The sequence below is a fragment of the Azoarcus sp. Soil_N_20 genome (assembly GCF_057656155.1).
Genome location: NZ_JBDGKX010000003.1, coordinates 182715 through 205332 on the forward strand (window position 1 = coordinate 182715; position 22618 = coordinate 205332).

Annotated in this window: 23 protein-coding genes; 19 read left to right on the forward strand and 4 right to left on the reverse strand. The window is 68.6% G+C overall.

Going from position 1 to position 22618, the window contains the following annotated elements; all coding sequences use genetic code 11:
• The first annotated feature begins 40 nt into the window (after positions 1-40).
• The 18 genes from AC3A35_RS08145 to AC3A35_RS08230 all read left to right on the forward strand — a co-directional run bounded on the left by AC3A35_RS08145 (position 41) and on the right by AC3A35_RS08230 (position 18039).
• Positions 41-1525, forward strand: a complete 1485-nt coding sequence (locus AC3A35_RS08145; RefSeq protein ID WP_487435537.1) for a lipopolysaccharide biosynthesis protein — start codon at positions 41-43, stop codon at positions 1523-1525.
• A gap of 35 nt (positions 1526-1560) precedes the next feature.
• The gene (locus AC3A35_RS08150) at positions 1561-2277 is read left to right on the forward strand and encodes a hypothetical protein (RefSeq protein WP_487435538.1); all 717 of its coding nucleotides are present in this window, start codon (positions 1561-1563) and stop codon (positions 2275-2277) included.
• A gap of 142 nt (positions 2278-2419) precedes the next feature.
• The gene (locus AC3A35_RS08155; protein WP_487435539.1) at positions 2420-3442 is read left to right on the forward strand and encodes an AAA family ATPase; all 1023 of its coding nucleotides are present in this window, start codon (positions 2420-2422) and stop codon (positions 3440-3442) included.
• Between the two features lie 2 nt (positions 3443-3444).
• The gene (locus AC3A35_RS08160) at positions 3445-4299 is read left to right on the forward strand and encodes a DUF58 domain-containing protein (protein WP_487435540.1); all 855 of its coding nucleotides are present in this window, start codon (positions 3445-3447) and stop codon (positions 4297-4299) included.
• Entirely contained in the window at positions 4296-5216 is a 921-nt protein-coding gene (locus AC3A35_RS08165) for a hypothetical protein (RefSeq protein WP_487435541.1), read from the forward strand. The genes AC3A35_RS08160 and AC3A35_RS08165 overlap by 4 nt, the downstream gene beginning before the upstream one ends.
• On the forward strand, positions 5213-6229 hold the full coding sequence (locus AC3A35_RS08170) for a vWA domain-containing protein (protein ID WP_487435542.1): 1017 nt from the start codon (positions 5213-5215) through the stop codon (positions 6227-6229). The genes AC3A35_RS08165 and AC3A35_RS08170 overlap by 4 nt, the downstream gene beginning before the upstream one ends.
• Positions 6226-6771, forward strand: coding sequence for a hypothetical protein (locus tag AC3A35_RS08175; RefSeq protein WP_487435543.1), 546 nt, complete (start codon positions 6226-6228; stop codon positions 6769-6771). Before AC3A35_RS08170 ends, AC3A35_RS08175 begins: the two co-directional genes overlap by 4 nt.
• Positions 6768-7712, forward strand: a complete 945-nt coding sequence (locus AC3A35_RS08180; RefSeq protein WP_487435544.1) for a vWA domain-containing protein — start codon at positions 6768-6770, stop codon at positions 7710-7712. Before AC3A35_RS08175 ends, AC3A35_RS08180 begins: the two co-directional genes overlap by 4 nt.
• A gap of 150 nt (positions 7713-7862) precedes the next feature.
• Entirely contained in the window at positions 7863-9260 is a 1398-nt protein-coding gene (locus AC3A35_RS08185; RefSeq protein WP_487435545.1) for an aminotransferase-like domain-containing protein, read from the forward strand.
• A gap of 650 nt (positions 9261-9910) precedes the next feature.
• Positions 9911-10393 carry an MSMEG_0572/Sll0783 family nitrogen starvation response protein gene (locus AC3A35_RS08190; RefSeq protein WP_487435546.1) on the forward strand — a complete coding sequence of 161 codons (483 nt, stop codon included), beginning with the start codon at positions 9911-9913 and terminating at the stop codon, positions 10391-10393.
• 20 nt (positions 10394-10413) lie between these two features.
• Positions 10414-11427: a Nit6803 family nitrilase gene (locus AC3A35_RS08195; protein WP_487435547.1), complete on the forward strand. Its 1014-nt coding sequence runs from the start codon at positions 10414-10416 to the stop codon at positions 11425-11427.
• Positions 11384-12496: an MSMEG_0568 family radical SAM protein gene (locus tag AC3A35_RS08200; protein ID WP_487435548.1), complete on the forward strand. Its 1113-nt coding sequence runs from the start codon at positions 11384-11386 to the stop codon at positions 12494-12496. Before AC3A35_RS08195 ends, AC3A35_RS08200 begins: the two co-directional genes overlap by 44 nt.
• Positions 12493-13047, forward strand: coding sequence for an MSMEG_0567/Sll0786 family nitrogen starvation N-acetyltransferase (locus AC3A35_RS08205; protein WP_487435549.1), 555 nt, complete (start codon positions 12493-12495; stop codon positions 13045-13047). The genes AC3A35_RS08200 and AC3A35_RS08205 overlap by 4 nt, the downstream gene beginning before the upstream one ends.
• On the forward strand, positions 13047-14075 hold the full coding sequence (locus AC3A35_RS08210; RefSeq protein WP_487435550.1) for a sll0787 family AIR synthase-like protein: 1029 nt from the start codon (positions 13047-13049) through the stop codon (positions 14073-14075). The genes AC3A35_RS08205 and AC3A35_RS08210 overlap by 1 nt, the downstream gene beginning before the upstream one ends.
• Positions 14065-15282: an MSMEG_0565 family glycosyltransferase gene (locus AC3A35_RS08215; protein WP_487435551.1), complete on the forward strand. Its 1218-nt coding sequence runs from the start codon at positions 14065-14067 to the stop codon at positions 15280-15282. The genes AC3A35_RS08210 and AC3A35_RS08215 overlap by 11 nt, the downstream gene beginning before the upstream one ends.
• Positions 15275-15571, forward strand: a complete 297-nt coding sequence (locus AC3A35_RS08220; RefSeq protein WP_487435552.1) for an MSMEG_0570 family nitrogen starvation response protein — start codon at positions 15275-15277, stop codon at positions 15569-15571. The genes AC3A35_RS08215 and AC3A35_RS08220 overlap by 8 nt, the downstream gene beginning before the upstream one ends.
• Positions 15572-15768: 197 nt before the next feature.
• The gene (locus tag AC3A35_RS08225) at positions 15769-17082 is read left to right on the forward strand and encodes an MSMEG_0569 family flavin-dependent oxidoreductase (RefSeq protein WP_487435553.1); all 1314 of its coding nucleotides are present in this window, start codon (positions 15769-15771) and stop codon (positions 17080-17082) included.
• 24 nt (positions 17083-17106) lie between these two features.
• Positions 17107-18039 (forward strand): Pnap_2097 family protein, encoded by a 933-nt coding sequence (locus tag AC3A35_RS08230; protein ID WP_487435554.1) that lies wholly within the window; start codon positions 17107-17109, stop codon positions 18037-18039.
• A gap of 15 nt (positions 18040-18054) precedes the next feature.
• Here the strand turns inward: AC3A35_RS08230 and AC3A35_RS08235 are convergent, their stop codons facing one another.
• Positions 18055-18600, reverse strand: a complete 546-nt coding sequence (locus tag AC3A35_RS08235; RefSeq protein WP_487435555.1) for a TetR/AcrR family transcriptional regulator — start codon at positions 18598-18600, stop codon at positions 18055-18057.
• A 157-nt stretch (positions 18601-18757) separates the two neighbouring features.
• On the opposite strand from AC3A35_RS08235, the gene AC3A35_RS08240 reads away from it, so the two are divergent.
• Positions 18758-19261 carry an HPP family protein gene (locus tag AC3A35_RS08240; RefSeq protein WP_487435556.1) on the forward strand — a complete coding sequence of 168 codons (504 nt, stop codon included), beginning with the start codon at positions 18758-18760 and terminating at the stop codon, positions 19259-19261.
• A 145-nt stretch (positions 19262-19406) separates the two neighbouring features.
• On the opposite strand, the gene AC3A35_RS08245 is transcribed toward AC3A35_RS08240, so the two are convergent.
• The 3 genes from AC3A35_RS08245 to pdhA are packed head-to-tail and all read right to left on the reverse strand — an operon-like array spanning position 19407 to position 22568.
• Positions 19407-20510 carry a dihydrolipoamide acetyltransferase family protein gene (locus tag AC3A35_RS08245; protein ID WP_487435557.1) on the reverse strand — a complete coding sequence of 368 codons (1104 nt, stop codon included), beginning with the start codon at positions 20508-20510 and terminating at the stop codon, positions 19407-19409.
• The gene (locus AC3A35_RS08250; protein ID WP_487435558.1) at positions 20507-21487 is read right to left on the reverse strand and encodes an alpha-ketoacid dehydrogenase subunit beta; all 981 of its coding nucleotides are present in this window, start codon (positions 21485-21487) and stop codon (positions 20507-20509) included. Before AC3A35_RS08250 ends, AC3A35_RS08245 begins: the two co-directional genes overlap by 4 nt.
• Positions 21480-22568 carry a pyruvate dehydrogenase (acetyl-transferring) E1 component subunit alpha gene (pdhA, locus tag AC3A35_RS08255; protein ID WP_487435559.1) on the reverse strand — a complete coding sequence of 363 codons (1089 nt, stop codon included), beginning with the start codon at positions 22566-22568 and terminating at the stop codon, positions 21480-21482. Before pdhA ends, AC3A35_RS08250 begins: the two co-directional genes overlap by 8 nt.
• Between the last annotated feature and the right edge of the window lie 50 nt (positions 22569-22618).

A 22618-nucleotide genomic window follows, 5' to 3' on the forward strand; every position in this document is an offset into this window, starting at 1 on the left:
CGATCTTGCCCCCATCGACAACGCCGTCTCCGGGGCCTGAATGCAACCGGAATCGGCAGCCGGCGACGCGACAGCCAAGCCTCCGGCAAAACCCCTCGGCAGATTGGCCGCCCGCGGCGCATTGGTCACGATGGGTGGTCAGGGGGGCAGGATCCTGCTCCAGTTCTGCGGCATCGTCATCCTCGCCCGGCTACTCTCGCCCGCAGATTACGGACTTCTGGCGATGGTCGTCGCCATCGTGGGCTTCGGCGAAGTCTTGCGCGATTTCGGGCTTTCGGCGGCGTCGATTCAGGCGGAAAGCCTTTCCCCGGAGCAACGCAGCAATCTGTTCTGGATCAACACCGCCATCGGAGCGGCCCTGGCCGCTGCGACCTACTTGGCCGCGCCGTGGATCGCCCTCTTCTATGACCAGGCACTGCTGATCCCGGTTGCGCAGGCGCTTGCGCTTACCTTCGTCCTCACCGGCATTGCCACCCAGTATCGCGCGCAACTCAACCGCGACATGCGCTTCGGCGAGCTCGCCGCCGCAGAAATCGGCGCCCAGGCCGGCGGACTGGCCGCTGCCCTCGCACTGGCGCTGAATGGATTCGGGTATTGGGCGCTGGTCGTTCAACAAATCGGCCACGCCGCGATCGCGCTGATCCTGATGATGGCGTTTGCCCGCTGGCGGCCGGGCCTGCCCCGCCGCCGTGTGCCAATGGGTGGGTTGCTGACCTACGGCTGGAATCTGATGAACACGCAACTGATCGCGTACCTCAGCCGCAACGTGGACGCGCTTGTGATCGGCTACCGGTTCGGGACCGACGCGCTCGGTCTTTACAACCGCGCCTATCAGCTGCTCATGATGCCGCTCAACCAGATCAATGCCCCGGCAACCACGATCGCCCTGCCGGTGCTGTCCCGACTCAAGTCCGACCCCGCGCGCTACGACGCCTTCCTCCTGCATGGCCAGTCGGCCCTTCTGCATCTGGTGATCGCCATCTTCGCTTTCGCGTGTGCACAGGCCGAACCGCTGATCCTGCTGGTACTCGGCGAGCAGTGGGGCTCCGCGGTTCCGCTCTTCCAGATTCTTGCGATAGGCGGCATCTTCCAGGCGGCGGCCTATGCCAGCTACTGGGTGTTCCTGTCGAAAGGCCTCACCGGCTCCCAACTGCGTTATGTGCTGACGACGCGCGTGGTTATCGTCGCAGCGGTTCTCGCGGGTGCCAACTGGGGCGTCGGCGGAGTCGCGATCGCCTACGTGTGTGCGCTGGCGACAAAATGGGGAGTGGGGCTATTCTGGCTACGCGACTCGGGTGCGCCCGTGAGGGCGATGTTCACTAACGGCCTGCGGCTGATCACAGCCCACGGACTGTGTGCCCTGGTATCGGCGCTCGCGTCCGCCCACCTTGCCGAATCGTTGCCCGGGCGTCTTGCGGTCGGCGTCGCAGCATTCACGCTGGCGCTGGCCGTGATCTACGCACTGTGGCCGTGGTTTCGGGACAACGTGATCGCCATTGCCCGCACCCGGTCCCTGCTTCGCTAGCGCTCGGCCCTATGCTAAGCGCCCTCAAACACACCATGAAACGGGAGACGACCTTCCGAGCCTATTACAGGGCGATGGAGCTCATCCATCGCCTCAGGTCACATGATGTCGATGCGTGGGGAATCAATCCTTACCGTCTGTACGAGGTTGATCCCCGCACCATCAGGCGGTTTTCCGGACGCAACCGCAGTGAAGTTGACGATTTTCGCGACTTCGGTCGAATTCTCGACGGCGACTGGGACCGTTCAGGCGTGAAGGCACGCCAGTCGGAGTCCGAGTGCATCGCCCTTCGATTGGCGAACGCGTTCGACGACTCGCTGGCCCAGACCTTCGATGACACGCTGCTCCATGCTTCCCTACGACAACGCTTCATCGAGGGCGCGGCGTGGGAAGAAACCGCGTTCATCCGCGAGATGATCACCGCCGCACCTCATCACAACTGGCCCTCTTATGCGAACCCGGAGGCGATACGCCGCAAATGGGAGTCGCTCGATCGGGTGTTCACCGCGATGCGTGACCATGGCTTCAAGTCCACCCGGGCGATCGTCACGGCGAACCGGAACAGACGGGATTTTCTCGAAGTCATGGAGAACGAGATTCTGGTGGATCTGGGCAGGGACGGTGAACTTCTGTTCTTCGACGGGAAACACCGGCTCTCGATGGCCAAGCTCCTCGGGCTGACGAAGATCCATGTGGCCATCGTCGTCCGTCACCCGGCTGCCCTGCGTGACGGGATCCCGATCGCAGCCTGAGGCCGCGATCTTTCCTGCGGCTTGACCGCCGCGCCCCACGGTCACTACTATCGATCGTGCCGGGACAGCGGAAATCCATGAACGAGCCCGAGCGCCATGGTCGTTTGCAGCCGACCGCCCGCCTTGCCGACGAGAGAGCCGGATGATTGCCGAAGAGCAGCTGGACGACTGGCGCAGCCGCGCGCTACAGGTGGAGGCAGAGGTCGCGAAGGCGGTGATCGGCCAGCATGAAACGGTGCGGGCGATCAACGTGGCGCTCTTCGCCCGCGGCCACGTGCTTCTGGAAGGCGATGTCGGCGTCGGCAAGACCACCATCCTGCGTGCGTTCTCGCGCGCCGTGGGGGGTGAGTTCGAGCGCGTCGAGGGCACGATCGACCTGATGCCCGGCGATCTCGTGTATCACACCTACGTCGATGCGGACGGCAAGCCGCGCATCGAGCCTGGCCCGCTGCTGCGTCACGGCGACCGGCTGGTGACCTTTTTCTTCAACGAGATCAATCGCGCCCGCCCGCAGGTGCAGTCGCTCCTGCTGCGTGCGATGGCGGAACGGACCGTATCCGCCTTCAACCAGGAGTACCGCTTCCCGTACATGACCGTGTTCGCGGACCGCAACCGGGTGGAGAAGGAAGAGACCTTCGAACTCGCATCGGCCGCGCGTGACCGCTTCATGTTCGAGCTGCGCATGACCACGCCCACCGACGAGGCGGTCCGCCGCGCCCTGGTGTTCGAACCCGAGTTCCACGATGTCGACGCACTGCTCGAGCGCGTATCGCCCGGCGTCTTGCCGTGGCGGGATCTGAACGATATCGCGAGCACCGTTCAACGCCGCATCCGCACCAGCGCGGCGCTCGAGCGCTATGTAATGGATCTGTGGGATGCGAGCCACACCCCGCTGAAGTTCGGGATCCGGATCGAAGGGGTAGACATGGAAAAGCTCATCCTCGCCGGGGCCAGCCCGCGCGGCATGATGACGCTGATGCGCGCCGCGCGCGTGCTCGCCTGGCTGTCGGGCCGCGATCACGTGGTTCCCGACGACATCCACACCATCGCTCCGTGGACCCTGGGGCACCGGATCTTCTTCACGCCCGTCTACGAGATGCGCCGCGGACCGATCGCGGACGCGCTGGTGGCGCAGATCCTGGAGAAGGTCCCCACCCCGCGCTAGCGATGAATGCCCTCCACGACTTCCACTATCGCCTGCCCCATCGTGTGGGCGGCGGCCGTCCCGGTTCGCATGCCGGCTCCGGCCTCGGCAGTGGCGGTGAATTCGTCTCGCACGTCAGTCTTCACGACCGTCCGGACCCGCGCCGCCTCGATCTGCGCGCCAGCGTGCGCGATCTGCGCGGCGACTGGCTGGTGCGGCTCGACCGCCAGCGCGCCGTAACTCCGGTCCATGTCGTGGTCGACTGCTCGGCCTCCATGTGCTTCGGACGGCTCAGGCCCAAGCTCCACGTCGTGGCCGACTTCGCCGAAGCCCTCGGCCGCAGCGCCTTTCGCGTCGGCGATCCACTCGGCATGCTCGCCTTCGATGCCACCGAGCGCGCCGATCTCTTCGTGCCGGCGCTGTTGAACCGCGGCGGCGGCGAGATCATGGCGGCACTGCTGCGAGACTGCGTAGGCCGGCCGGGCGGCATCGAAGGCCTGGAGGAGACGGTGCTGCATCTGGCGGGACGCCGGGGGCTGGTCTTCCTGGCCTCCGATTTCCACTGGCCGCTCGATCGTCTGGCCGCCGTGCTCGATCTTCTCGCCCGCGCCCATGTGGTGCCGATCGTGGCGTGGGACCCGGCCGAGATCGAGCCACCGCTTCGCGACGGCCTTGCCCCCTTGCGCGACCTGGAGTCCGGCGTGCGCCGCACGCTGTGGATGCGTCCGAGCCTGCGTGCCCGATGGCGCGAAGCGGTGGCGCAACGACGTGCCGAAATCGACCGATTCTTCGCGGCGCGGGGGATTCGTCCGTTCTACCTGAGCGGCGCATTCGACGGCGAGGCGATGTCCCGTCATTTCTTCGAGGCGGGCGCATGACCCGAGCACGCCTCACCTCGGGAAGCGCCGCCGGGCGCGCGCTCGCGGCAGTGGCCCTGGCCGCCGCAGCACTCGTCGCGACGCCGTCTCCCGCGGCTGGGGAAGCGGCGCCGGTGCAGATCGAGGCGGCGGTGGAGCAGCCGCGTCCTTTCGGCTACGCGATCGGCGACCTGCTCACCCAGCGCGTGTTGCTGAGCGCCGGGGAGCGCGACTTCGAGCCCGCCGCCCTACCCGGCCTGGAGCGTATCGGCGTGTGGTTCGAACGGCGGCCCGCGCGCATCGAGTCGAGTGCGGACGGGCGCCGCTGGATGGTGGTCGAGTACCAGGTGATCAACGCGCCGCAGGCGCTGCGGACGGTGACCCTGCCAGCCTGGGACATCGCCTCCGCCTCGGGCGCCGCCGTACTGAGGATCGGGGAGTGGCCGATCAGCGTGGCTCCGCTCACGCCCCGCGCAGCATTCACGGTAGGTGGCCTGGGTGAGTTGAGACCCGACCACGCGGCGCCCACGGTAGCGACCGAACCGATCCGGCGCCAGATCGCGATCTGGTCCTCCGCATTCGCGCTCACCCTGGTGGCATGGCTCGCGTGGTGGCTGCAGCGCAACTGGCGCGCCTCGGCGACGCAGCCTTTCGCCCGCGCGCTGCGCGAGATGCAGCGCACCGATGAAACCGCGCCCGAAGCCTGGCAGGCCCTGCACCGTGCGTTCGACCGCACCGCCGGGCGCGTCGTCCACACCGCGACCCTGCCCGAACTGTTCCGGCGCGCGCCGCAGCTCGAAGCGCTGCGCCCACGCATCGAGCTGTTCTATCTCCAGTCGCGCGAGCGCTTCTTCGGCGCCGGGCTGCCCGCCGACCCGCTGCCGCTGCGTACGCTATGCAGCGATCTGCGGCGCATCGAAAAACGGCGCGAGCGATGAACACGGGCTTCGATCTCGCCCAGCCGTGGGCGCTTGTGCTGCTGCCCCTCGCACTGCTCCCGCTGCTGCGCAGGAAGCGTGAAACGCTCGCATTCTCCCACCTGCCCTGGCTGCCGCAGGATCGCGCAGGCCGCATTGCCGGTTTCCTGTGGCACGCGTTCGCGCTGCTCTCGATGCTGAGCGTGGTGCTGGCGCTGGCAGGGCCCGGCCGCTCCGAGACGCAGGTGCCGCGCATCGGGCGCGGCGCGGAGATTCTGCTGCTCATGGATCGCAGTCGGAGCATGGACGAGCACATGCTGCCGGCCGACTGGCAGAGCATCGATCCGCACCTGCTGCGCGGGCAGACCGAAGCGCGCGGGCAACAGAAGGGCAAGGCCGCACGCGAGCTCCTGTCCAGCTTCGTGGCACGGCGGCCCGACGATCGTTTCTCGATCATGTTCTTCAGTGCCAGCCCCCTACACGTCGTCCCGTTCACCCAGCACAATGAAGTCGTCCAGGCCGGCATCACCGCCGGTGGCATCGGCCGCGGCCTCTCCAACACCGACGTCGGCCGCGCGCTCCTCGCGGCGATCGAGACCTTCGACCGCCGGGTGTATTCGGGCAGCCGCATCATCCTGCTGGTGTCCGATGGCGGCGCCCGGCTCGATCCCGATTCACGCCACGAAATCCAGCAAGGCCTGCTGCGCAACCGCATCACCCTGAACTGGTTCTACCTGAAGTCGGTCGCCGGCCCGGATCTCGATACCCGCGACCGCGGAAGCGAGAACATCCCGGAAATCGCCCTGCACCGCTTTTTCGCCGGCTTGCCGACGCCTTACCGCGCCTATCAGGCGGAAAGCCCGGAGGATCTGGCGGAGGCGGTCGCCGACGTGGATCGGCAACAGAATTTCCCCCTCGAATTCCTCGAGCGCATCCCGCGCCAGGACTACAGCCGTCATTTCCTCGCCGCCGCGGCGTTCTTCTGCGTGGGGCTCCTCGCCTATCGCGCGGTGCAACTGCGGAGCTGGTCATGAAACGACGCCGTGTCCACCTCGCTTTCGCGACCACCGCCGTGGCCTGCGCACTGCTCGCGGCCTCCCAGTTCGTGCGCCTCGAGCGCGCCGAGGACACCAACCGCGCGATGGCCGGCGCAGCCCGGGCCGACGCAGCCCAGGCCAACGTCGGCCTCCTCCCGGAAGCTCGCTTCGCGCAGGCCCTGGCCCTCGCCCGGGCAGGCGACCACGACGGCGCGGCGAAGGGATATCAAGCCATCATTCAAGGCGACCGCGCCGACCTTCGTCCGGCTGCGCGCTATAACCTCGGCAACCTGCGCCTGCGCGAGGCCATCAGGAACGGCCCGGGAAATGCAGCCCAGTCCTTGCCACTGATCGAGCTGGCCAAGCAAAGCTATCGCAATGCGCTGCGCGAGGCCCCGAACGACTGGGACGCCCGCTACAACCTGGAACGTGCCTTGTGGCTCGCGCCGGAGTACGTTGCCGAGTTCGCGCAGGAGAAGTCCCCGGAACGGGAGCGCGCGCTGACCACCATGCAGCGCGACAAGATCGAACTGCCATGAGGGCGCGACGGCTGCTGCGCGCTGTGCTCGGAAAGGACGCTGCCGGAATCGGCATCGCGCTGCTGCTTCTGCTCGTCGCGCTGTGGATGCCGAGCATCCAGCTTGCGCGCGACACCTTCCGCTACGTCGTCGTGTTCGACCTCACCCAGAGCATGAACGTCGAGGACTACGAACTCGATGGCGCCCCCGCGAGCCGGCTCGCGTATGCGCGCCATAGCCTGCGGACCATCCTGCACACGCTGCCCTGCGGCTCACGGGTCGGGCTGGGCGCCTTCGCCGAGTACCGGACCGTGGTCGTCCTTGCGCCGATCGAGGTGTGCGGCGGCTATCACGATCTACTAGCCTCCCTCGACAACATCAACGCCCGAATGCGATGGGGAAATGCCAGCGAGGTCAGCAAGGGATTGTTCTGGGCCTTGCGCGCGACCCGCGATCTGGGCGATGAGGCGAATTTGGTCTTCCTCACCGACGGACACGAGGCGCCGCCGCTGAGGGGGTCCGGCCTGCCTCGTTTCGACGATCTGAAGCCGGGGGCGATTCGGGGCTGGCTGCTGGGGGTCGGCAAGCATACCCCCCGCCCGATTCCGAAGACCGACCCGGACGGACGGCCTTTGGGCTTCTGGAGCGCCGACGAGGTCATCCAGCCCGATCACGACCCCTCGCAAGACACGCCGGGCCTGAGCCGCGAGCACTTGTCGGCGCTGCGCGAAGCGTACCTGCGCGGACTGGCCCGCGAGCTCGGCCTGGAGTACGGGCACCTCACGGACGAAGCCTCACTTGGTCAGGCGATGCGCGATACCCGCTTCGCGCGACGCGTACCAGTGCCAACCGATCTGTCCTGGCTGCCCGCAGCGCTCGCGCTGCTGGTGCTCGCCGTGCACTTCGGCCCCGACTTCCGTCGAATGTCCCGCGGGACGGAGCGCCACGGCCCCCGCGAATAGGCCGCGGCAGTTCGGACCTGCTCCAGGGAGGGCGTGGATCTGCCACCGGCAGGCCGGCGAGAGCGCCGACAGGCGCGGCCTCGCCGAAGGCAATGACTTGTGCGCAATCGATGCATACAATGTCAGCAATCCATCCACTTGTATGCCCCGATGCGTCTCTCCAAACCGATCTGGACCCCCACGGCAATCGCCGCCGACAAGCCCGCCTACCTGGCGATCGCCGACGCCATCGGCGATGACGTGCGCCAGGGGCGGCTGGCTGCCAATGCGCAACTGCCGCCGCAGCGCCAGCTCGCCGACGCGCTCGGCTACAACTTCACCACCATCAGCCGAGCCTACGCCGAGGCGCAGCGCCGCGGCCTGCTCGACGCCCGGGTCGGCCAGGGCACCTTCGTGCGGGCCGACGCCTGCCCGCGCGCGCGCCCGGCAGCAGCCCGCGCACCGCTGATCGACATGTCGATGAACCTGCCGCCCGAGCCCGACCGGCCCGAACTGCTGGCGCGCATGGAAGCCGGCATGAAGACCCTGTGCGGCGACATCCGTGCGCTGCTGCGCTACCAGCCCTTCGGCGGCGGGCCGGAGGATCGCGCGGCCGCGGTACAGTGGCTGGCGCGGCGCGGCATCGCCACCACGCCGGAACGGGTGCTGGTGTGCCCCGGCACCCACAGCGTGCTCAACGCCCTGTTCTCCCTGCTGGTCGGCAATGGCGACGGGCGCATCTGCTGCAACAACGTCACCTACCCCGGCGTGCGCGCGCTCGCCGCGCTGCACGGGATCAGCCTGATCGGGCTGGCCGCGGACCGCGACGGCATCCTGCCCGAGGCCTTCGAGGCTGTTTGCCGCGACCACAAACCGGCCGCGCTGTACTGCAACCCGACGCTGCACAACCCCACCACCGTCACCATGTCGCTCGTTCGGCGCGAGGCCTTGGCCGAGGTCGCCGCGCGCCATCGCGTGCCCATCATCGAGGACGACCCCTACGGACTGCTGCCCGAGAACCCGCCGCCCAGCTTCTGCAGCCTGCTGCCGGAGCTCACCTATCATGTCTGCGGCCTGTCCAAGACAGTCGGCGCCGGTCTGCGCGTGGCCTATCTGGTGATTCCCGATCCGCGCCAGACGCCGCGCCTCGGCGCGATGCTGCGCGCGGTTTCGGTGATGGCGCCGCCGATCTCGATGGCGATCGCCAGCGAGTGGATCATGGACGGCACCGCCGACGCGCTGGTGCACTTCATCCGCGAAGAATCGCGCGCCCGCCAGCACCTCGCGGCGCAGGCGCTGGGCGCGGTGGACTACCTCGCCGCAGCCGACGGCTTCCACCTGTGGCTGCCGCTGCCCGAGGGCTGGAGCCGGGTCAGCTTCGCCACTCACCTGCGTTCCAGCGGCATCGGCGTGGTCACCAGCGACGCCTTCCTGGTCGGCGGCGCCGCGGTGGAAGCGGTGCGCATCTGCCTCGGCGGCACCGCCACGCGGGCGGACGTCAGCCACGCGATGGATCTCGTCGGCTCGGCGCTGTCCCACCCGCCGGCGATCTACTCCTCCATCGTCTGACCGCGACGGCGCAGGCGGCATCGCCGCCCTGCGCCCCTCGCTCGCCGTCTCCTATTAACCCGACAGTCAATCGGACGATGCCGAGTGGAGTGGGGCGCGGCGACTCCCTCCCCTTCAAGGGGGCGGAGCAGGGAATTCGGCGAGCATCGCTCGCCGCCTGCGGAGCGGCGTAGCGCAGCGAAGACTCCCGGGCTGGGGTGGGGATGGGTTTAGCAGGCGTCGCCCTAACCCATCCCCCTCCTAACCTCCCCCTTGAAGGGGGAGGAATAAAGTGCCAACACTGACCTCAGCTTCCCGATTGCCGGGCCAATAGCTCGCCCTCGCCTCCCCTTGCGCACGCGCCTCCAGAACGGCCACATCTGATTGCATGCATACAATGCATGCACAATCGATGTGCGTCCACACCCCCTTCATGCACGCTCGAAGTGCGTCGCCCTCCTTTACCGGAAAGCCTTTGAGCGTAGGACACGCCACCTTCGCCGACCCATTCCCTTACCAGCACTGCGATTTATTGTATGCATACAATAAAGCACCCTTGATGGCACGCTGATTGCTAAATTGATCCTGCGCACCGCCAGCGGGATCCGCCAACAAGCTCACCGGGCACCGCTCGCGGCACGCATCCAACCCCAACTGATAGAGGAACTGACATGCCTGCTGTGACCCTGCCCCCCCATGCCGCCGGTGACTTCTTCGTCGATTACGAAGAGAAGGTGTTCGAGGACGTCAAGGCCGAACCCGGCCAGAAGGCGCTGGTGACCTTCCACACCGTGGCTTTCGAAGGTTCGATCGGCCTGGTCAACCTGCTTCAGGCCACGCGCCTGCAGCGCAAGGGCTTCGAGACCACCATCCTGCTCTACGGCCCGGGCGTGACGCTGGGCGTGCAGCGCGGCTTCCCCCGCCTCGGCGACGAAGCCTTCCCCGGCCACCTGGCGATGAACAAGCAGATCGCCAAGTTCATCGAGGAGGGCGGCAAGGTCTATGCGTGCCGCTTCGCCCTGCAGGCGCTCTACGGCCACGGCGAACCGGCGCTGATTCCCGGCATCCGCCCGATCAGTCCACTCGACGTGATGGACATCCAGCTGCTGCACAAGCGCGACGACGCCTTCGTCGTCCACACCTGGACGCTCTGAGCGGCCGCGAGGAGTTGAGCATGACGACCGCACGCATCGTCCGCGTCGCCGCAGTGCAGATGGCGCCAGACCTGGAATCCGCTCACGGCACGGTGGACAAGGTCTGCCGCGCCATCCGGGAAGCCGGCGAGAAGGGGGCGCGCATGGTGGTCTTTCCCGAGACCTTCGTGCCCTATTACCCCTATTTCTCCTTCGTTCAGCCGGCAGTGACGATGGGCGCCGCCCATCTCGTGCTGTACGAGCGGGCGGTGACCGTGCCCGGCCCGGTCACCCAGGCTGTCGGCGAAGCGGCGCGGCGGGCCGCTGCGGTCGTCGTGCTCGGGGTCAACGAGCGCGACCACGGTTCGCTCTACAACACCCAGCTGATCTTCGACGAAACCGGCGAACTGGTGCTCAAGCGCCGCAAGATCACCCCGACCTATCACGAACGCATGGTCTGGGGCCAGGGCGACGGCAGCGGCCTGAGGGTGGTCGAAACCGGCATCGCCCGCATCGGCGCGCTCGCCTGCTGGGAGCACTACAACCCGCTCGCGCGCTATGCGCTGATGGCGCAGCACGAGGAAATCCACGCCGCGCAATTCCCCGGCTCGATGGTCGGCCAGATCTTCGCCGACCAGATGGCGGTCACCATCCGCCACCACGCGCTCGAATCCGGCTGCTTCGTGGTGAACGCCACCGGCTGGCTGAGCAACGCGCAGATCGAATCGATCACCCCCGATCCGGCCATGCAGCGGGCGCTGCGCGGTGGCTGCCACACGGCCATCGTGTCGCCGGAAGGCAATTACCTGTGCCCGCCGCTGACCGAGGGCGAAGGCATGTTGATCGCCGACCTCGACATGGCGCTGATCACCAAGCGCAAACGGATGATGGATTCGGTCGGCCATTACGCGCGGCCGGAACTGCTGTCGCTGCAAGCCGACCTTGCGCCCAAGACGCCACTGTACGCCCAGCAGCCATCCCTCCCCTTCCCCCAACCGACAGGAGCCGAGCATGTCGACGATGACCGCATTGCGCCCGCATCAGCTGATCTCTGAGCTGCAGAGCCACGGCTTCCGCCTCGAAGGCGTACCCGGCGACGTCCACAGCCGGCGCGGCGGCGCCGGGCCGTCGGATCACGCCGCGATCGTCATGGACGGGCGCCCGCTGATGATCCCGATCCACACCGCCCGCGCGCTGAATTCGCCCTACCAGGCCTCGCAGCCGGACGCCGACGGCCACGCCACGATCCGCCGCGACGGCCACACCGTGGCGCGCATCGCCTTCACCCGCCCGCCGCGCTTCTACCGGCTGCAGACGCTGGACGGTGTTCCCTACAGCAAGATCGCCACCCTGCACAGCACCGACGTACTCGCCACCACCGTGCTGCAGACCTGCATCCGTTACCAGAGCCGGACCAAGAGCTGCCAGTTCTGCAGTATCGGCCAGTCGCTCGCTGCCGGTCGCACGGTGGCGCGCAAGACGCCCGAACAGTTGGCCGAAGTCGCCCGCGCGGCGGTGCTGCTCGACGGCGTGCGCCACATGGTGATGACCACCGGCACCCCGCCCACCGCGGATCGCGGCGCGCAGATCATGTGCGAGAGCGCCGAGGCCATCCGCGCCGCGGTCGATCTGCCGCTGCAGGCCCAGTTCGAGCCGCCCGACGATTTCGCCTGGTTCCGCCGGGTGCGCGACGCCGGGGTCGACAGCCTGGGCATGCACCTGGAGGCGGTCACCCCGGCGCTGCGCCAGCACATCATGCCGGGCAAGGCGACGATCCCGGTCGAACGCTACTTCGACGCCTTCGCCGCCGCGGTGGAGGTGTTCGGCCGTGGCCAGGTGTCCACCTACATCCTTGCCGGCCTGGGCGACAGCAGGGAAGCGATCCTCGACACGTGCGGGCGCCTGGTGGACATCGGCGTCTATCCCTTCGTCGTGCCCTTCGTGCCGATCTCCGGCACGCCGCTGGAGGACCACCCGGCCCCCGACGCCGCCTTCATGGATTCGGTGCTCGCGCCGCTCGCCGACCTGCTGCACCGGGGCGGCCTCTCCGCCGGCGCGATGAAGGCCGGCTGCGGCAAGTGCGGGGCGTGCTCGGCGCTGTCGAGCTACGAGGTCCGCAAATGAACGCGCCGCTGCCACTCGCCACCCGGCTGCAGCTGCCGCGCCACTACCGGGTGACTCACGCCGACGCCGCCACCCGCGCCGACGCGCTGCGCCTGCGCCGCGCCGTGTTCTGCGACGAACAGGGCCTGTTCGCCGGCGACGATGTCGATGCGATCGACGACCACGCCATCGCCCTGGTCGCGCGCCCGGTGCAGAACGAGACCGCCGACACGCTCGGCCCGGTGGTCGGCACGGTGCGCATCCACCGCCTCGAAGCCCGCGTATGGCAGGGCTCGCGGCTGGCGGTGGCGGCGGACTTTCGCCGCATCGGCGCCATCGGCGGTGCGCTGATCCAGCTTGCGGTGCGCAGCGCCAACACGCTCGGCTGCGAGCGCTTCGTCGCCCAGGTACAGGAACGCAACGTGCCGCTGTTCGAGCGCCTGCACTGGCGCAGTGTCGACGCGATCACGCTGCACGGTCAACCGCACCGGCTGATGGAGGCCGAGCTCGCCCACTACCCGGCTTTTGCGGCGGGCGAAGCGATGCAGGTCGAGCTGCGGCGGGGACGCTGATGACATCCGCCGCCCTCCGCGACCACCTTGCCACCCTCGCAGCCAACCTGCGCGCGCACAAGGGCATCGCCCACAAGCGCGACATCGACAGCGTGCTGCAGGCGCTGGGCACCCCGGCACTGCCCGGTGCCAACGCCTGGCTCGGCGACGACTGTGCCGCCATCGCCCGTGACGATGGCCACCTGCTGTTCGCGATCGAAGGCTTCATCAACGAGTTCGTCGCCCACGATCCGTGGTTCGCCGGCTGGTGCGGGGTGATGGTGAATCTGTCCGACATCGCCGCGATGGGCGGCCGGCCGCTGGCGGTGGTCGATGCGCTATGGAGCGACGGCCACGAACAGGCCCGGGCGGTGATGGCCGGCATGGCGGCGGCGGCGCAGGCTTTCGGCGTGCCCATCGTCGGCGGCCACAGCAATACCCGCAGCGCGCAGATGCAGCTCGCGGTGGCGGTGCTCGGCGAAGCCGGCCCGCTGCTGAGCAGCTTTGCCGCCCGCCCGGGTGACAGACTGGTCGCCGCCATCGACCTGCGCGGCGCCTACCGCGAACCCTTCGACAACTGGAACGCCGCCACCAGCGCACCGCCGCCACGCCTGCGCGCCGATCTCGCGCTGCTGCCGGCGATCGCCGAGGCCGGGCTGGCGCACGCCGCCAAGGACATCAGCCAGGCCGGCCTGCTCGGCACCACGCTGATGCTGATGGAGTGCTCCGGGGTCGGCGCCCGCATCGCGCTCGACCACATTCCCCGCCCCGAGGGCATCGACCTAAAGCGCTGGCTGCGCAGCTTTCCGAGCTTCGGCTACCTGCTGGCCTGCCGCCCGGAGCAGGCCGATGCGCTGGTCGAGCGCTTCCGTGCGCGCGACATCGGCGCCGCGGCGATCGGCGACATCACCCCGGGCAGCCGCCTGGAACTCAGCCTCGTCGATGGCGACCTCACCGCGCACGCGCTGTTCTGGGATCTGGCGCAGGCCCCGCTGATGGGCGTCGCGCCCGCTGCACGGCGCTGCGAGGAGGCCTGCCATGCCGGCTGAGCGCCCGCTGCGCATCGCGCTGCTGACCCACTCGATCAACCCGCGCGGCGGTGTGGTGCATTGTCTCGAACTCGCCGAGGCGCTCACTGCGCTCGGCCACGCGGTGACGGTGCACGCACCCGGTCCGGCGGGCGCCGGTTTCTTCCGCGAAACCCGCTGCGCAACCCGGCTGATTCCCGAGCAGCCGACGACGGGCGGACTGCGCGCGCTGGTCCAGGCCCGCATCGATCGCTTCATCGACTGGTTTGCCACCCCCGGCAACGCCGACTTCGACATCTTCCACGCCCACGACGGCATCGGCGCCAACGCGCTGCTCGAGCTGCGCCAGCGCGGCCTGATTCCCGGCTATGTGCGCACCGTGCACCACCTCGACGCGAGCTATGGCGACGCCGTGGTCGACGCGCTGGAGGCCCGCTCCATCCGCGGCGCCGACCGCCTGCTATGCGTCAGTCCGACCTGGCAGTGCGAGCTGCGCGAACGTTTCGGCCTCGCCGCCGACATTGTCGGCAACGGCGTCGATACGGCACGCTTCACGCCTGTGGCCAGCACCGTCGACGCGCAACTGGCAGCCCGCCTCGGCCTCGCTCAGGGTTCGGACCATGGCCAGAACCTGGGCCCGGTCTTCCTCGCCGTCGGCGGCATCGAGGCGCGCAAGAACACGATCGCCACGCTGCGCGCCTTCGCCCGCCTGCACCGCACGTTGGGCGCCGCGCAGCTGGTGATCGCCGGCGGCGCCAGTCTGCTCGACCACGGCGCCTACCGCCGCCAGTTCGACGCCGCGCTCAAGGATGAGGGCCTCGCGACCGGGCCGGGCGAAGCGGTCATCCTCGCCGGCGTGCTCACCGATGACGAGATGCCGGCGCTCTATCGCCTGGCCGACGCACTGGTGTTCGTCTCCCTGCTCGAAGGCTTCGGCCTCGCCATCGTCGAGGCGATGGCCAGCGGCACGCCGGTGGTGGTGTCGCGGATCGCCCCCTTCACCGATTTTCTCGGCACCGACGACTGCCTATGGGCCGAGCCGACCGATCCCGAATCCATTGCCAATGCGATGTGTCACGCGCTGATGCCCGGCACCCGCGCCCGACTCGCCGCCGCCGGTCGCCGCGTCGCCGCCCGTCACGACTGGTCCGCCTGCGCCCGCCGGCACCTCGCCGCCTACGCCACCCTGCTCAACCCCGCAACCCGAATGGAGTTCGACCATGCCTGAAATGTACTTCCACGTCCGCTGGCCCGACGGCCAGGAAGAGAACTGCTACTCGCCCTCGCTGGTGATCGGCGATTACCTCGCGCCCGGCCACAGCTATCCCGTACCGGAATTCGTCTCCCGCTGCGAACAGGCGCTCACCGAAGCCAGCGAACGGGTCCGCCAGAAGTACGGCTACACCTGCTCCAGCGCGATGGACCAGCTCGGCCGCATCCGCGAGCGCGCGCGCGATTTCGAATCCACCCCCGACGGCAGCGTCGCCGTCGAGGCCTTCAAGCCCGGCGCGCGCTGAGCGCCCGAGTCAACACGGTAATTGACTACGCGATGTCGAGTTGAGCGCGGCGCAGACACGCCCTCCCCTTCAAGGGGAGGGCTGGGGTGGGGATGGGTTAGACGCACGCCGCACCCCCTCCTATGCGTCGGAACCGACATCGCACTGTTGATTGCCCTGCAAATACCCATCCACCTTCGCATCATGCAGGAGTCGTCATGAACACCCTCTTCCCCCAATCCACCCGGCTGCTGTCACGCTCGCACTACCCCGTCATCGTCGTCGGCGGTGGCCAGGCCGGCCTGTCGGTCAGCTACTGCCTGCAGCAGAACGGCATCGAGCACATCGTGTTCGAGAAGAATCGCGTCGCCCATTCCTGGCGCAATGACCGCTGGGACACCTTCTGCCTGGTCACGCCGAACTGGCAGTGCCGCCTGCCCGATTTCCCCTACCAGGGTGACGATCCGCAGGGCTTCATGCTCAAGGACGCGATCGCCGAATACGTCGAGGCCTTCGCGCGCAGGATCGCGCCGCCCATCGTCGAAGGCGTCGGCGTGCAGCACGTGACCCGCGGCAAATCGGGCAAGCTGGAGGTGACGACCAGCGCCGGCCAGTTCAGCACCGAGCACATCGTGGTCGCCACCGGCGGCTACGACATCCCCATCGTGCCGGCCTACGCCGCCAGCCTGCCGGCCCACATCAGGCAGATCCACTCGGTCGACTACCGCAACCCGCAATCCCTGCCCGAGGGCGAGGTACTGGTGGTCGGCTCCGGCCAGTCCGGCGTGCAGATCATGGAAGACCTGCACCTGGCCGGACGCAAGGTGCATCTGTGCGTCGGCCCGGCACCGCGTTCGCCGCGCATGTACCGCGGCCGCGAAGCCACCGAGTGGTTGATGGAGATGGGCTACTACGAGCTCACTATCGACCGTCACCCGCTGGGCGAGAAGGCGCGCGAGAAGACCAACCACTACATGACCGGGCGCGACGGCGGCCACGAGATCGACCTGCGCAAGTTCGCCCTCGAAGGGGTCAGGCTCTACGGCAGCATGGCCGACATCCAGGGCAGCGGGGTGGCCTTCCTGCCCGACCTGACCCGCAACCTCGACGACGCCGACGAGGTGTATGTCAGCATCCGTCGCGACATCGACAAGTACATCGCCGCCAATGGCATCGATGCACCGGTCGAGGCGCCGTTCGAGAAGGTGTGGGCGCCCGGGGCCGACCCGTTGGCGCTCGACTGCGACGGCGCCGGGATCACCTGCATCGTGTGGGCGATCGGCTTTCGTCCCGACTACCGCTGGATCGAGTTGCCCGCCTTCGACGGCCGCGGCAATCCGAAGTACACCCGCGGCGTGGCACCGGTCGAGGGCCTCTACTTCGTCGGTTTGCCCTGGCTCAATACCTGGGGCTCGGGTCGCTTCCTCGGCGTCGCCGATGATGCGCGTCATCTGGCCGATGTGATCGCAGCGCGCCTGTCCAACAGTACAAGCGACGGTGCCGGCGACACCCCGCAGGCCGCGGTCGCCTGACCCCCGCCCCCAGGAGACCGCAGCATGTCAGACGCCACCGCATTCGCCCCGCCGTTCGCACCGCGCCTCGTCGAACCACCCGCCGTGCCGACGGCCCTGCCTGGCCGCTACCGTGTCGGCATGCCGCAGCTCGGCCTCAACGGCTTGTCGGAAAGCTGGTTGCTGGCCGAGTGCGGCGACCGCCACTGGCAGCTGCTGGCCCAGGCCTGCGGCCAGCCGATCGCGCAGTTGTGCGACGCGCGTCAGCGCCGGGTCTATCCGGCCTTCCGCTCGGTTCGGCTGCGTCATGCCGAACTCGATGCGGTGGCCGAGAACGACGTGCTGGAGATCGCCAGCAGCCTCGGTCGCGTCAGCCGCACCCAGTTCTACAGCAAGCACGTGGTATCTGCCGGACATGGCCTGCGGGCGGTGCTGGACATGCTGTCGGTGTTCGTCGCGCGCGAGACCGCCGGGGTCAACACCTCGGCCGTGCGCAGCGCGGTGGCCGGCTTCGACGCCGTGCCGGAGCTGGACGAAGGCGAGCGCTTCGCCGAGCACAACCGCGCCTGGCTGCAGACCCGGCGCCAACAGGACGCGGCCCGCAACGGCCGGCCCAACCACAGCTACGCGCCGTTGCTGCTGCGGCCCTGCCCTTCGGTGCACTTCAATGGCGCCGGCTTCCTGTACTTCGCCCGCTTCCACGAAATGGTCGATCAGGCCGAGGCCGCCTGGTTCGGCCCGGCAGCGGCGCCCTGCGTCACCACCGAGCGCCACACCCTCTATCACGGCAACGCCGACGTCGGCTGCGCCCTCAGCCTGCAGCTGTGCGAATTCGAGCGCCACGGTGCACAGCTCAGGCACCACGCCCAGATCGTGCGCAACGACGACCACCAGGTCATCGCCGACGTCACCACCCGCCGCCGGCTGCGGCGCGAGGGGCGGGGTTTTCTCGAAACCCTGTTCGAAAAGGCCGGCTGATCGCCACCCGCCGGTTCAGCCGGCGCCCAGCGTGGCCGCCAGTGCCAGCGCCGATTTCGCCAACTCATCATCGTAGCCGCCGACCTGCGCCGCCACGGTCAGGCCTTCGCCGAGCAGGAAGAGCTGGCAGGCGGCGGCTTTCGCTTCGGCCAGACCGGCCTCGACGCATATGCGCTCGAGGTAGCCGCGGAGCGCCTCCTTGTGCGCGGCGGCGACGGCATGCGCCGCGTCGCCCCTGGCCGGATATTCGGCAGCGGCATTGATGAAGGCGCAGCCGTGGAAATCCGGCTCCTGCGTCCAGGCGAGGATGAACTCGATGTAGCCGACGGGGCGCGCCCTCAGCGGCAGGGCCTCGACGTGGGCGCGCATCCGCGCCGTGAATATCGCATCGCGGTGCTCGAGTGCCGCCCGCACGAGTTCATCCTTGGTCGGAAAGTAGCGGTAGAGCGTGCGCTTGGTGACGTCGCCCTCCCTGCTCAACTGGTCCACCCCGGTGGCGTGGAAACCCTGGCGGTAGAAAAGCCGCATGGCACTGTCGACGAGCTGTTCCTGCTTGTTCATGGCGGATCCGGCGGGTGGTAACAACTTCAGTATGGGGTCGGGCCAGAATAAAGTAAACCGATCGGTAGACAAAAGTCCACCGATCGGTTTATCTTTGTAGACAGATCGGTGTACTTCATTTTGACCCGGTCACCCGCCACCCTCACCGGAGATGCCCATGTCCCGTCTTGCCCGCCTCGCCACCTCCGCGGCCCCGGCCGCCCCCTCCCCCGCCTTCGTGCTGACCTCCATGCTCGGCGCCATTGCCGCCATCGCGATCACCGGCTGGCTCACCCAGCTGTCCGGCTATCCGTGGCAGATGGCGCCCTTCGGCGCGAGCTGCGTGCTCGCCTTCGGCCTGCCGGACAGCCCGCTGGCCCAGCCGCGCAGCATCGTCGGCGGCCACCTCGTTGCCAGCGTGGTCGGCTTGATCGTACTCAACACCCTGGGCGACGGCTGGCTGGCCGCCGGGATCGCGGTCGGCGTGGCCCTGGCGTTGATGCAACTGACCCGCACGGTGCACGCCCCGGCCGGCGCCGATCCGCTGGTGGTGCTGGCCAGCCACGCCGGGGCCGACTTCCTGCTGACCCCGGTACTGGCCGGGTCGGCGACCATCGTGCTGGTGGCGCTGCTGGCGAACAACCTGCGTCAACGCGGCAGCTATCCACGCTACTGGCGCTGATCGCGTGCGCTGTCCCCGCGTGCAGCAGCGTGCCGGGCCGAGCCTCGTGCGGAAGGCGGCGATGAAGGCCGAACTCGATTCGAACGCGAAGTCGGTGCGACCCGGGCGACACCGCGCGCGCCTGGCCGCTCCGGCCAGCGGCGCATCAGGCGGCCGCATTCAGATCCGCAATCACCGCCGCCAGGAAGCGCGCCGCTTCCCCGCCGGTCACCACGCGGTGGTCGAAGGTCAGGCTCAAGGGCAGCACCCGGTGGACCGCGGGTTTGCCCTCCACCGCGACCACCTGCTGGTGCACGCGCCCTGCACCGAGGATCGCAACCGTGGGCGGCACCACCACCGGCGCCGCGTACTTGCCGCCGATCATGCCGAAGTTCGACAGCGTGATCGTGTGCCCGCGCAGTTCCTCGGCCGGGATCTTGCGCGCGGCAAGGTCGGCGCGCATGCGATCGAGCCCCCGGCGCAGGTCTGCGGCATCGCGCTTCGCGACGTCGCGCAGCACCGGCACGAACAGGCCCTCGGGCAGGTCGACGGCGATACCGACGTCGATCTTTTCAAGTACGCGGCGGCCCATGGTGTGGCTTTCGTACCAGGCGTTCAGGCTGGGTGAGGCGCGGCAGCCGGCGACCAGGGCGCGGATCAGGCGGATCGTGATGTCCGCACCCGATGGCCAGGCGTCGATGTCGGCGTCGTCGATCACGGTCGCGCCGGCAACCTCGCTTTGCGCCAGGGCCATGTTCTGCGCCATCGCGCGGCGCACGCCACGCAGGATCTCGGGCGGACCGACCGCGGCGAGAATCCTGGCGACGCGCTGTACGTCGGCCGCGGTAATCAGGCCGTCGGGTCCGGACGGCGTTACCATCGCGAGCTCGACATTGAGCTGCCGTGCCAGCGCACGTACGGCCGGGGTCGCCTTGAGCGCGCCAGCGGCGCGTCCGATCGCAGCCGGGGCTTCCTGGCGCAGCTGGTCGCCGACCTCGACCCGGCCGACCACGGTGCCGGCATCGGCCTCGTCGCCGGCGCCCTCGAAGCCGACCAGCGGCGCGCCCACATGCATGAGCTGCCCGCCGTCGCCGAACAGTTTGGCGATACGCCCGGTGTGGGGCGAGGGGATGTCGACGATGGCCTTGGCGGTTTCGACCGACACCAGGGGCTGGTCGGCCTGCACCTCGTCGCCGACCTTGACGTGCCATTCGACGATCTCGGCCTCCTGCAGGCCTTCGCCGAGATCCGGCAGTTTGAAGATCTTCATGATCCCTCCAGGGTCTTCCTGACTGCGGCGAGGATGCGCTCGACGCTCGGCATGAACTGGTGCTCGAGCCTTGCCAGCGGAACAACGACGTCATAGCCGGTGACGCGCTGCACCGGTGCGAGCAGCACGTACAGCGCATGTTCGGCCAGATTCGCGGCGATCTCGGCGCCCCAGCCACCGCTGCGCACCGCCTCGTGCACGATGACGCAGCGCCCGGTGCGGCTCACCGATTCGAGGATGGTTTCCATGTCCAGCGGCTTCAGCGTGGCGACGTCGATCACCTCGGCCATCACGCCTTCCGCGGCGAGCGCGTCGGCCGCGGCCAGCGTTTCCTGCAACATCGCGCCCCAGCTCACCAGGGTCACGTCGGTGCCCGGGCGCAGCGTGAAGCACACGTCGAGCGGCAGCGCCGCACCGTCGTCGGCGACCTCTTCCTTGAACAGGCGGTACAGCCGCGTGGGCTCCAGAAAAATCACCGGGTCGGGGTCGCGGATGGCCGCGAGCAGCAGGCCGTAGGCACGCGCCGGCGACGACGGGATCACCACGCGCAGCCCCGGGATGTGCGCGAACAGCGTCTCGGGGCTTTCCGAGTGGTGCTCGGGGGCGTGGATCCCGGCCCCCATCGGCGCCCGCATCACCATCGGGCAGGCGAGGCGCCCGCGGGTGCGGTGGCGTAGCCGCGATGCATGGTTGAGGATGTGATCGATGGTCGGATAGATGAAGCCCGCGAACTGGATCTCCGCCACCGGCTTCAGTCCCATCGCCGCCATGCCGATGGCGGTGCCGGCGATCGCGGTCTCGGCCAGCGGCGTGTCGATCACGCGCTCCGTGCCGAAACGCGCCTGCAGGCCGACAGTGGCGCGAAACACGCCGCCATTGACGCCGATATCCTCGCCCAGTTGCACCACCGCGGAGTCGTGCGCCATCTCCCAGGCCAGCGCGTGATTGACCGCCTCGACAAGATTGAGCTCAGCCATGGTCGTCTCCTTGCGCAGGCGCGAAGTACCGTGCCGTGTCGCGCTGGCTCGCCATCGATGCCGGCAGGGTCGCGAACAAATGGTCGAACATCGCGTCGGTGGTCGGCGGCGGGCTGGCGAAATAGGCCTCGACCGCGACGTTGACCGCATCGGCACATTCCCTGACGAGGGCTTCCTCGCGCGCCTTGTCCCATGCGTCGGTGCGCAGCAGATGATTGCGCAGGCGCAAGATCGGTTCGAACTGCCACTGCTGCTCGACCGCTTCCGGGTCGCGATAGCGGCTGGCGTCGTCGGCGGTGGTGTGGTCGCCGAGGCGGTAGGTAATCGCCTCGATCAGTGTCGGCCCGCCGCCGCCGCGCGCCTTGTCGATCGCCTGCTGCGCGACGTGATGCATCGCGACGATGTCGTTGCCGTCGACCTGGTGGCCGTCGATGCCGGCCGCGATCGCCTTCTGCGCGAGTGTTTGCGCTGCGCTCTGCGTGCTGCGCGGCACCGAGATCGCCCACTGGTTGTTGTTGATCACGATCACCAGCGGCGCCTGCCACACCGCGGCGAAGTTCATCGCCTCGTAGAAGTCGCCCTTCGAAGTCGCGCCATCACCGAGGATGCACACCGCGACGCGCGCCTCCTTGCGCAGCTTGAACGCATAGGCCGCGCCCGCCGCATGGCACACCTGGGTGGCGATCGGCACGCAGATCGGGAAGTCCTCGCGCGCCGCGGCGAAGTCGCTGCCGCGTTCGTCGCCACCCCAGTACAGCAGGCTCTCGGTCATCGTCACCCCGCGCATGAACTGCGCGGCGTGATCGCGATACGAGGGGACCAGGACGTCCTCCGTGCGCATCGCGGCGGCGACGCCGACGCCGATCGCCTCCTGGCCGAGCGCCGACGCGAAGGTGCCGATCTTGCCGGTACGCTGCAGTGCGATCGCCTTGGCGTCGAAGATGCGCGTCAGATGCATCGCGCGATAGAGTGGAATCAGTCGCTCCGGTGCGGTCGCGAAGTCGGGCAGGGTTTGCGTCGCGGCGCCGTCGGGATCGAGATAACGGGTGTAGTCGATATCAAACTGGCCGGCGGTGGTCATGGCCCCCTCCTTGTTTGCTTATCTAGACCACGGCGCACGCAATCAGTGCC

What these genes read in the sequence shown, in the direction of transcription:
- AC3A35_RS08145 (WP_487435537.1), top strand. Translation starts at nt 41, where the DNA reads ATGCAACCGGAATCGGCAGCCGGCGACGCGACAGCCAAGCCTCCGGCA.
- AC3A35_RS08150 (WP_487435538.1), top strand. Translation starts at nt 1,561, where the DNA reads ATGAAACGGGAGACGACCTTCCGAGCCTATTACAGGGCGATGGAGCTC.
- AC3A35_RS08155 (WP_487435539.1), top strand. Translation starts at nt 2,420, where the DNA reads ATGATTGCCGAAGAGCAGCTGGACGACTGGCGCAGCCGCGCGCTACAG.
- AC3A35_RS08160 (WP_487435540.1), top strand. Translation starts at nt 3,445, where the DNA reads ATGAATGCCCTCCACGACTTCCACTATCGCCTGCCCCATCGTGTGGGC.
- AC3A35_RS08165 (WP_487435541.1), top strand. Translation starts at nt 4,296, where the DNA reads ATGACCCGAGCACGCCTCACCTCGGGAAGCGCCGCCGGGCGCGCGCTC.
- AC3A35_RS08170 (WP_487435542.1), top strand. Translation starts at nt 5,213, where the DNA reads ATGAACACGGGCTTCGATCTCGCCCAGCCGTGGGCGCTTGTGCTGCTG.
- AC3A35_RS08175 (WP_487435543.1), top strand. Translation starts at nt 6,226, where the DNA reads ATGAAACGACGCCGTGTCCACCTCGCTTTCGCGACCACCGCCGTGGCC.
- AC3A35_RS08180 (WP_487435544.1), top strand. Translation starts at nt 6,768, where the DNA reads ATGAGGGCGCGACGGCTGCTGCGCGCTGTGCTCGGAAAGGACGCTGCC.
- AC3A35_RS08185 (WP_487435545.1), top strand. Translation starts at nt 7,863, where the DNA reads ATGCGTCTCTCCAAACCGATCTGGACCCCCACGGCAATCGCCGCCGAC.
- AC3A35_RS08190 (WP_487435546.1), top strand. Translation starts at nt 9,911, where the DNA reads ATGCCTGCTGTGACCCTGCCCCCCCATGCCGCCGGTGACTTCTTCGTC.
- AC3A35_RS08195 (WP_487435547.1), top strand. Translation starts at nt 10,414, where the DNA reads ATGACGACCGCACGCATCGTCCGCGTCGCCGCAGTGCAGATGGCGCCA.
- AC3A35_RS08200 (WP_487435548.1), top strand. Translation starts at nt 11,384, where the DNA reads ATGTCGACGATGACCGCATTGCGCCCGCATCAGCTGATCTCTGAGCTG.
- AC3A35_RS08205 (WP_487435549.1), top strand. Translation starts at nt 12,493, where the DNA reads ATGAACGCGCCGCTGCCACTCGCCACCCGGCTGCAGCTGCCGCGCCAC.
- AC3A35_RS08210 (WP_487435550.1), top strand. Translation starts at nt 13,047, where the DNA reads ATGACATCCGCCGCCCTCCGCGACCACCTTGCCACCCTCGCAGCCAAC.
- AC3A35_RS08215 (WP_487435551.1), top strand. Translation starts at nt 14,065, where the DNA reads ATGCCGGCTGAGCGCCCGCTGCGCATCGCGCTGCTGACCCACTCGATC.
- AC3A35_RS08220 (WP_487435552.1), top strand. Translation starts at nt 15,275, where the DNA reads ATGCCTGAAATGTACTTCCACGTCCGCTGGCCCGACGGCCAGGAAGAG.
- AC3A35_RS08225 (WP_487435553.1), top strand. Translation starts at nt 15,769, where the DNA reads ATGAACACCCTCTTCCCCCAATCCACCCGGCTGCTGTCACGCTCGCAC.
- AC3A35_RS08230 (WP_487435554.1), top strand. Translation starts at nt 17,107, where the DNA reads ATGTCAGACGCCACCGCATTCGCCCCGCCGTTCGCACCGCGCCTCGTC.
- AC3A35_RS08235 (WP_487435555.1), bottom strand. Translation starts at nt 18,600, where the DNA reads ATGAACAAGCAGGAACAGCTCGTCGACAGTGCCATGCGGCTTTTCTAC.
- AC3A35_RS08240 (WP_487435556.1), top strand. Translation starts at nt 18,758, where the DNA reads ATGTCCCGTCTTGCCCGCCTCGCCACCTCCGCGGCCCCGGCCGCCCCC.
- AC3A35_RS08245 (WP_487435557.1), bottom strand. Translation starts at nt 20,510, where the DNA reads ATGAAGATCTTCAAACTGCCGGATCTCGGCGAAGGCCTGCAGGAGGCC.
- AC3A35_RS08250 (WP_487435558.1), bottom strand. Translation starts at nt 21,487, where the DNA reads ATGGCTGAGCTCAATCTTGTCGAGGCGGTCAATCACGCGCTGGCCTGG.
- pdhA (WP_487435559.1), bottom strand. Translation starts at nt 22,568, where the DNA reads ATGACCACCGCCGGCCAGTTTGATATCGACTACACCCGTTATCTCGAT.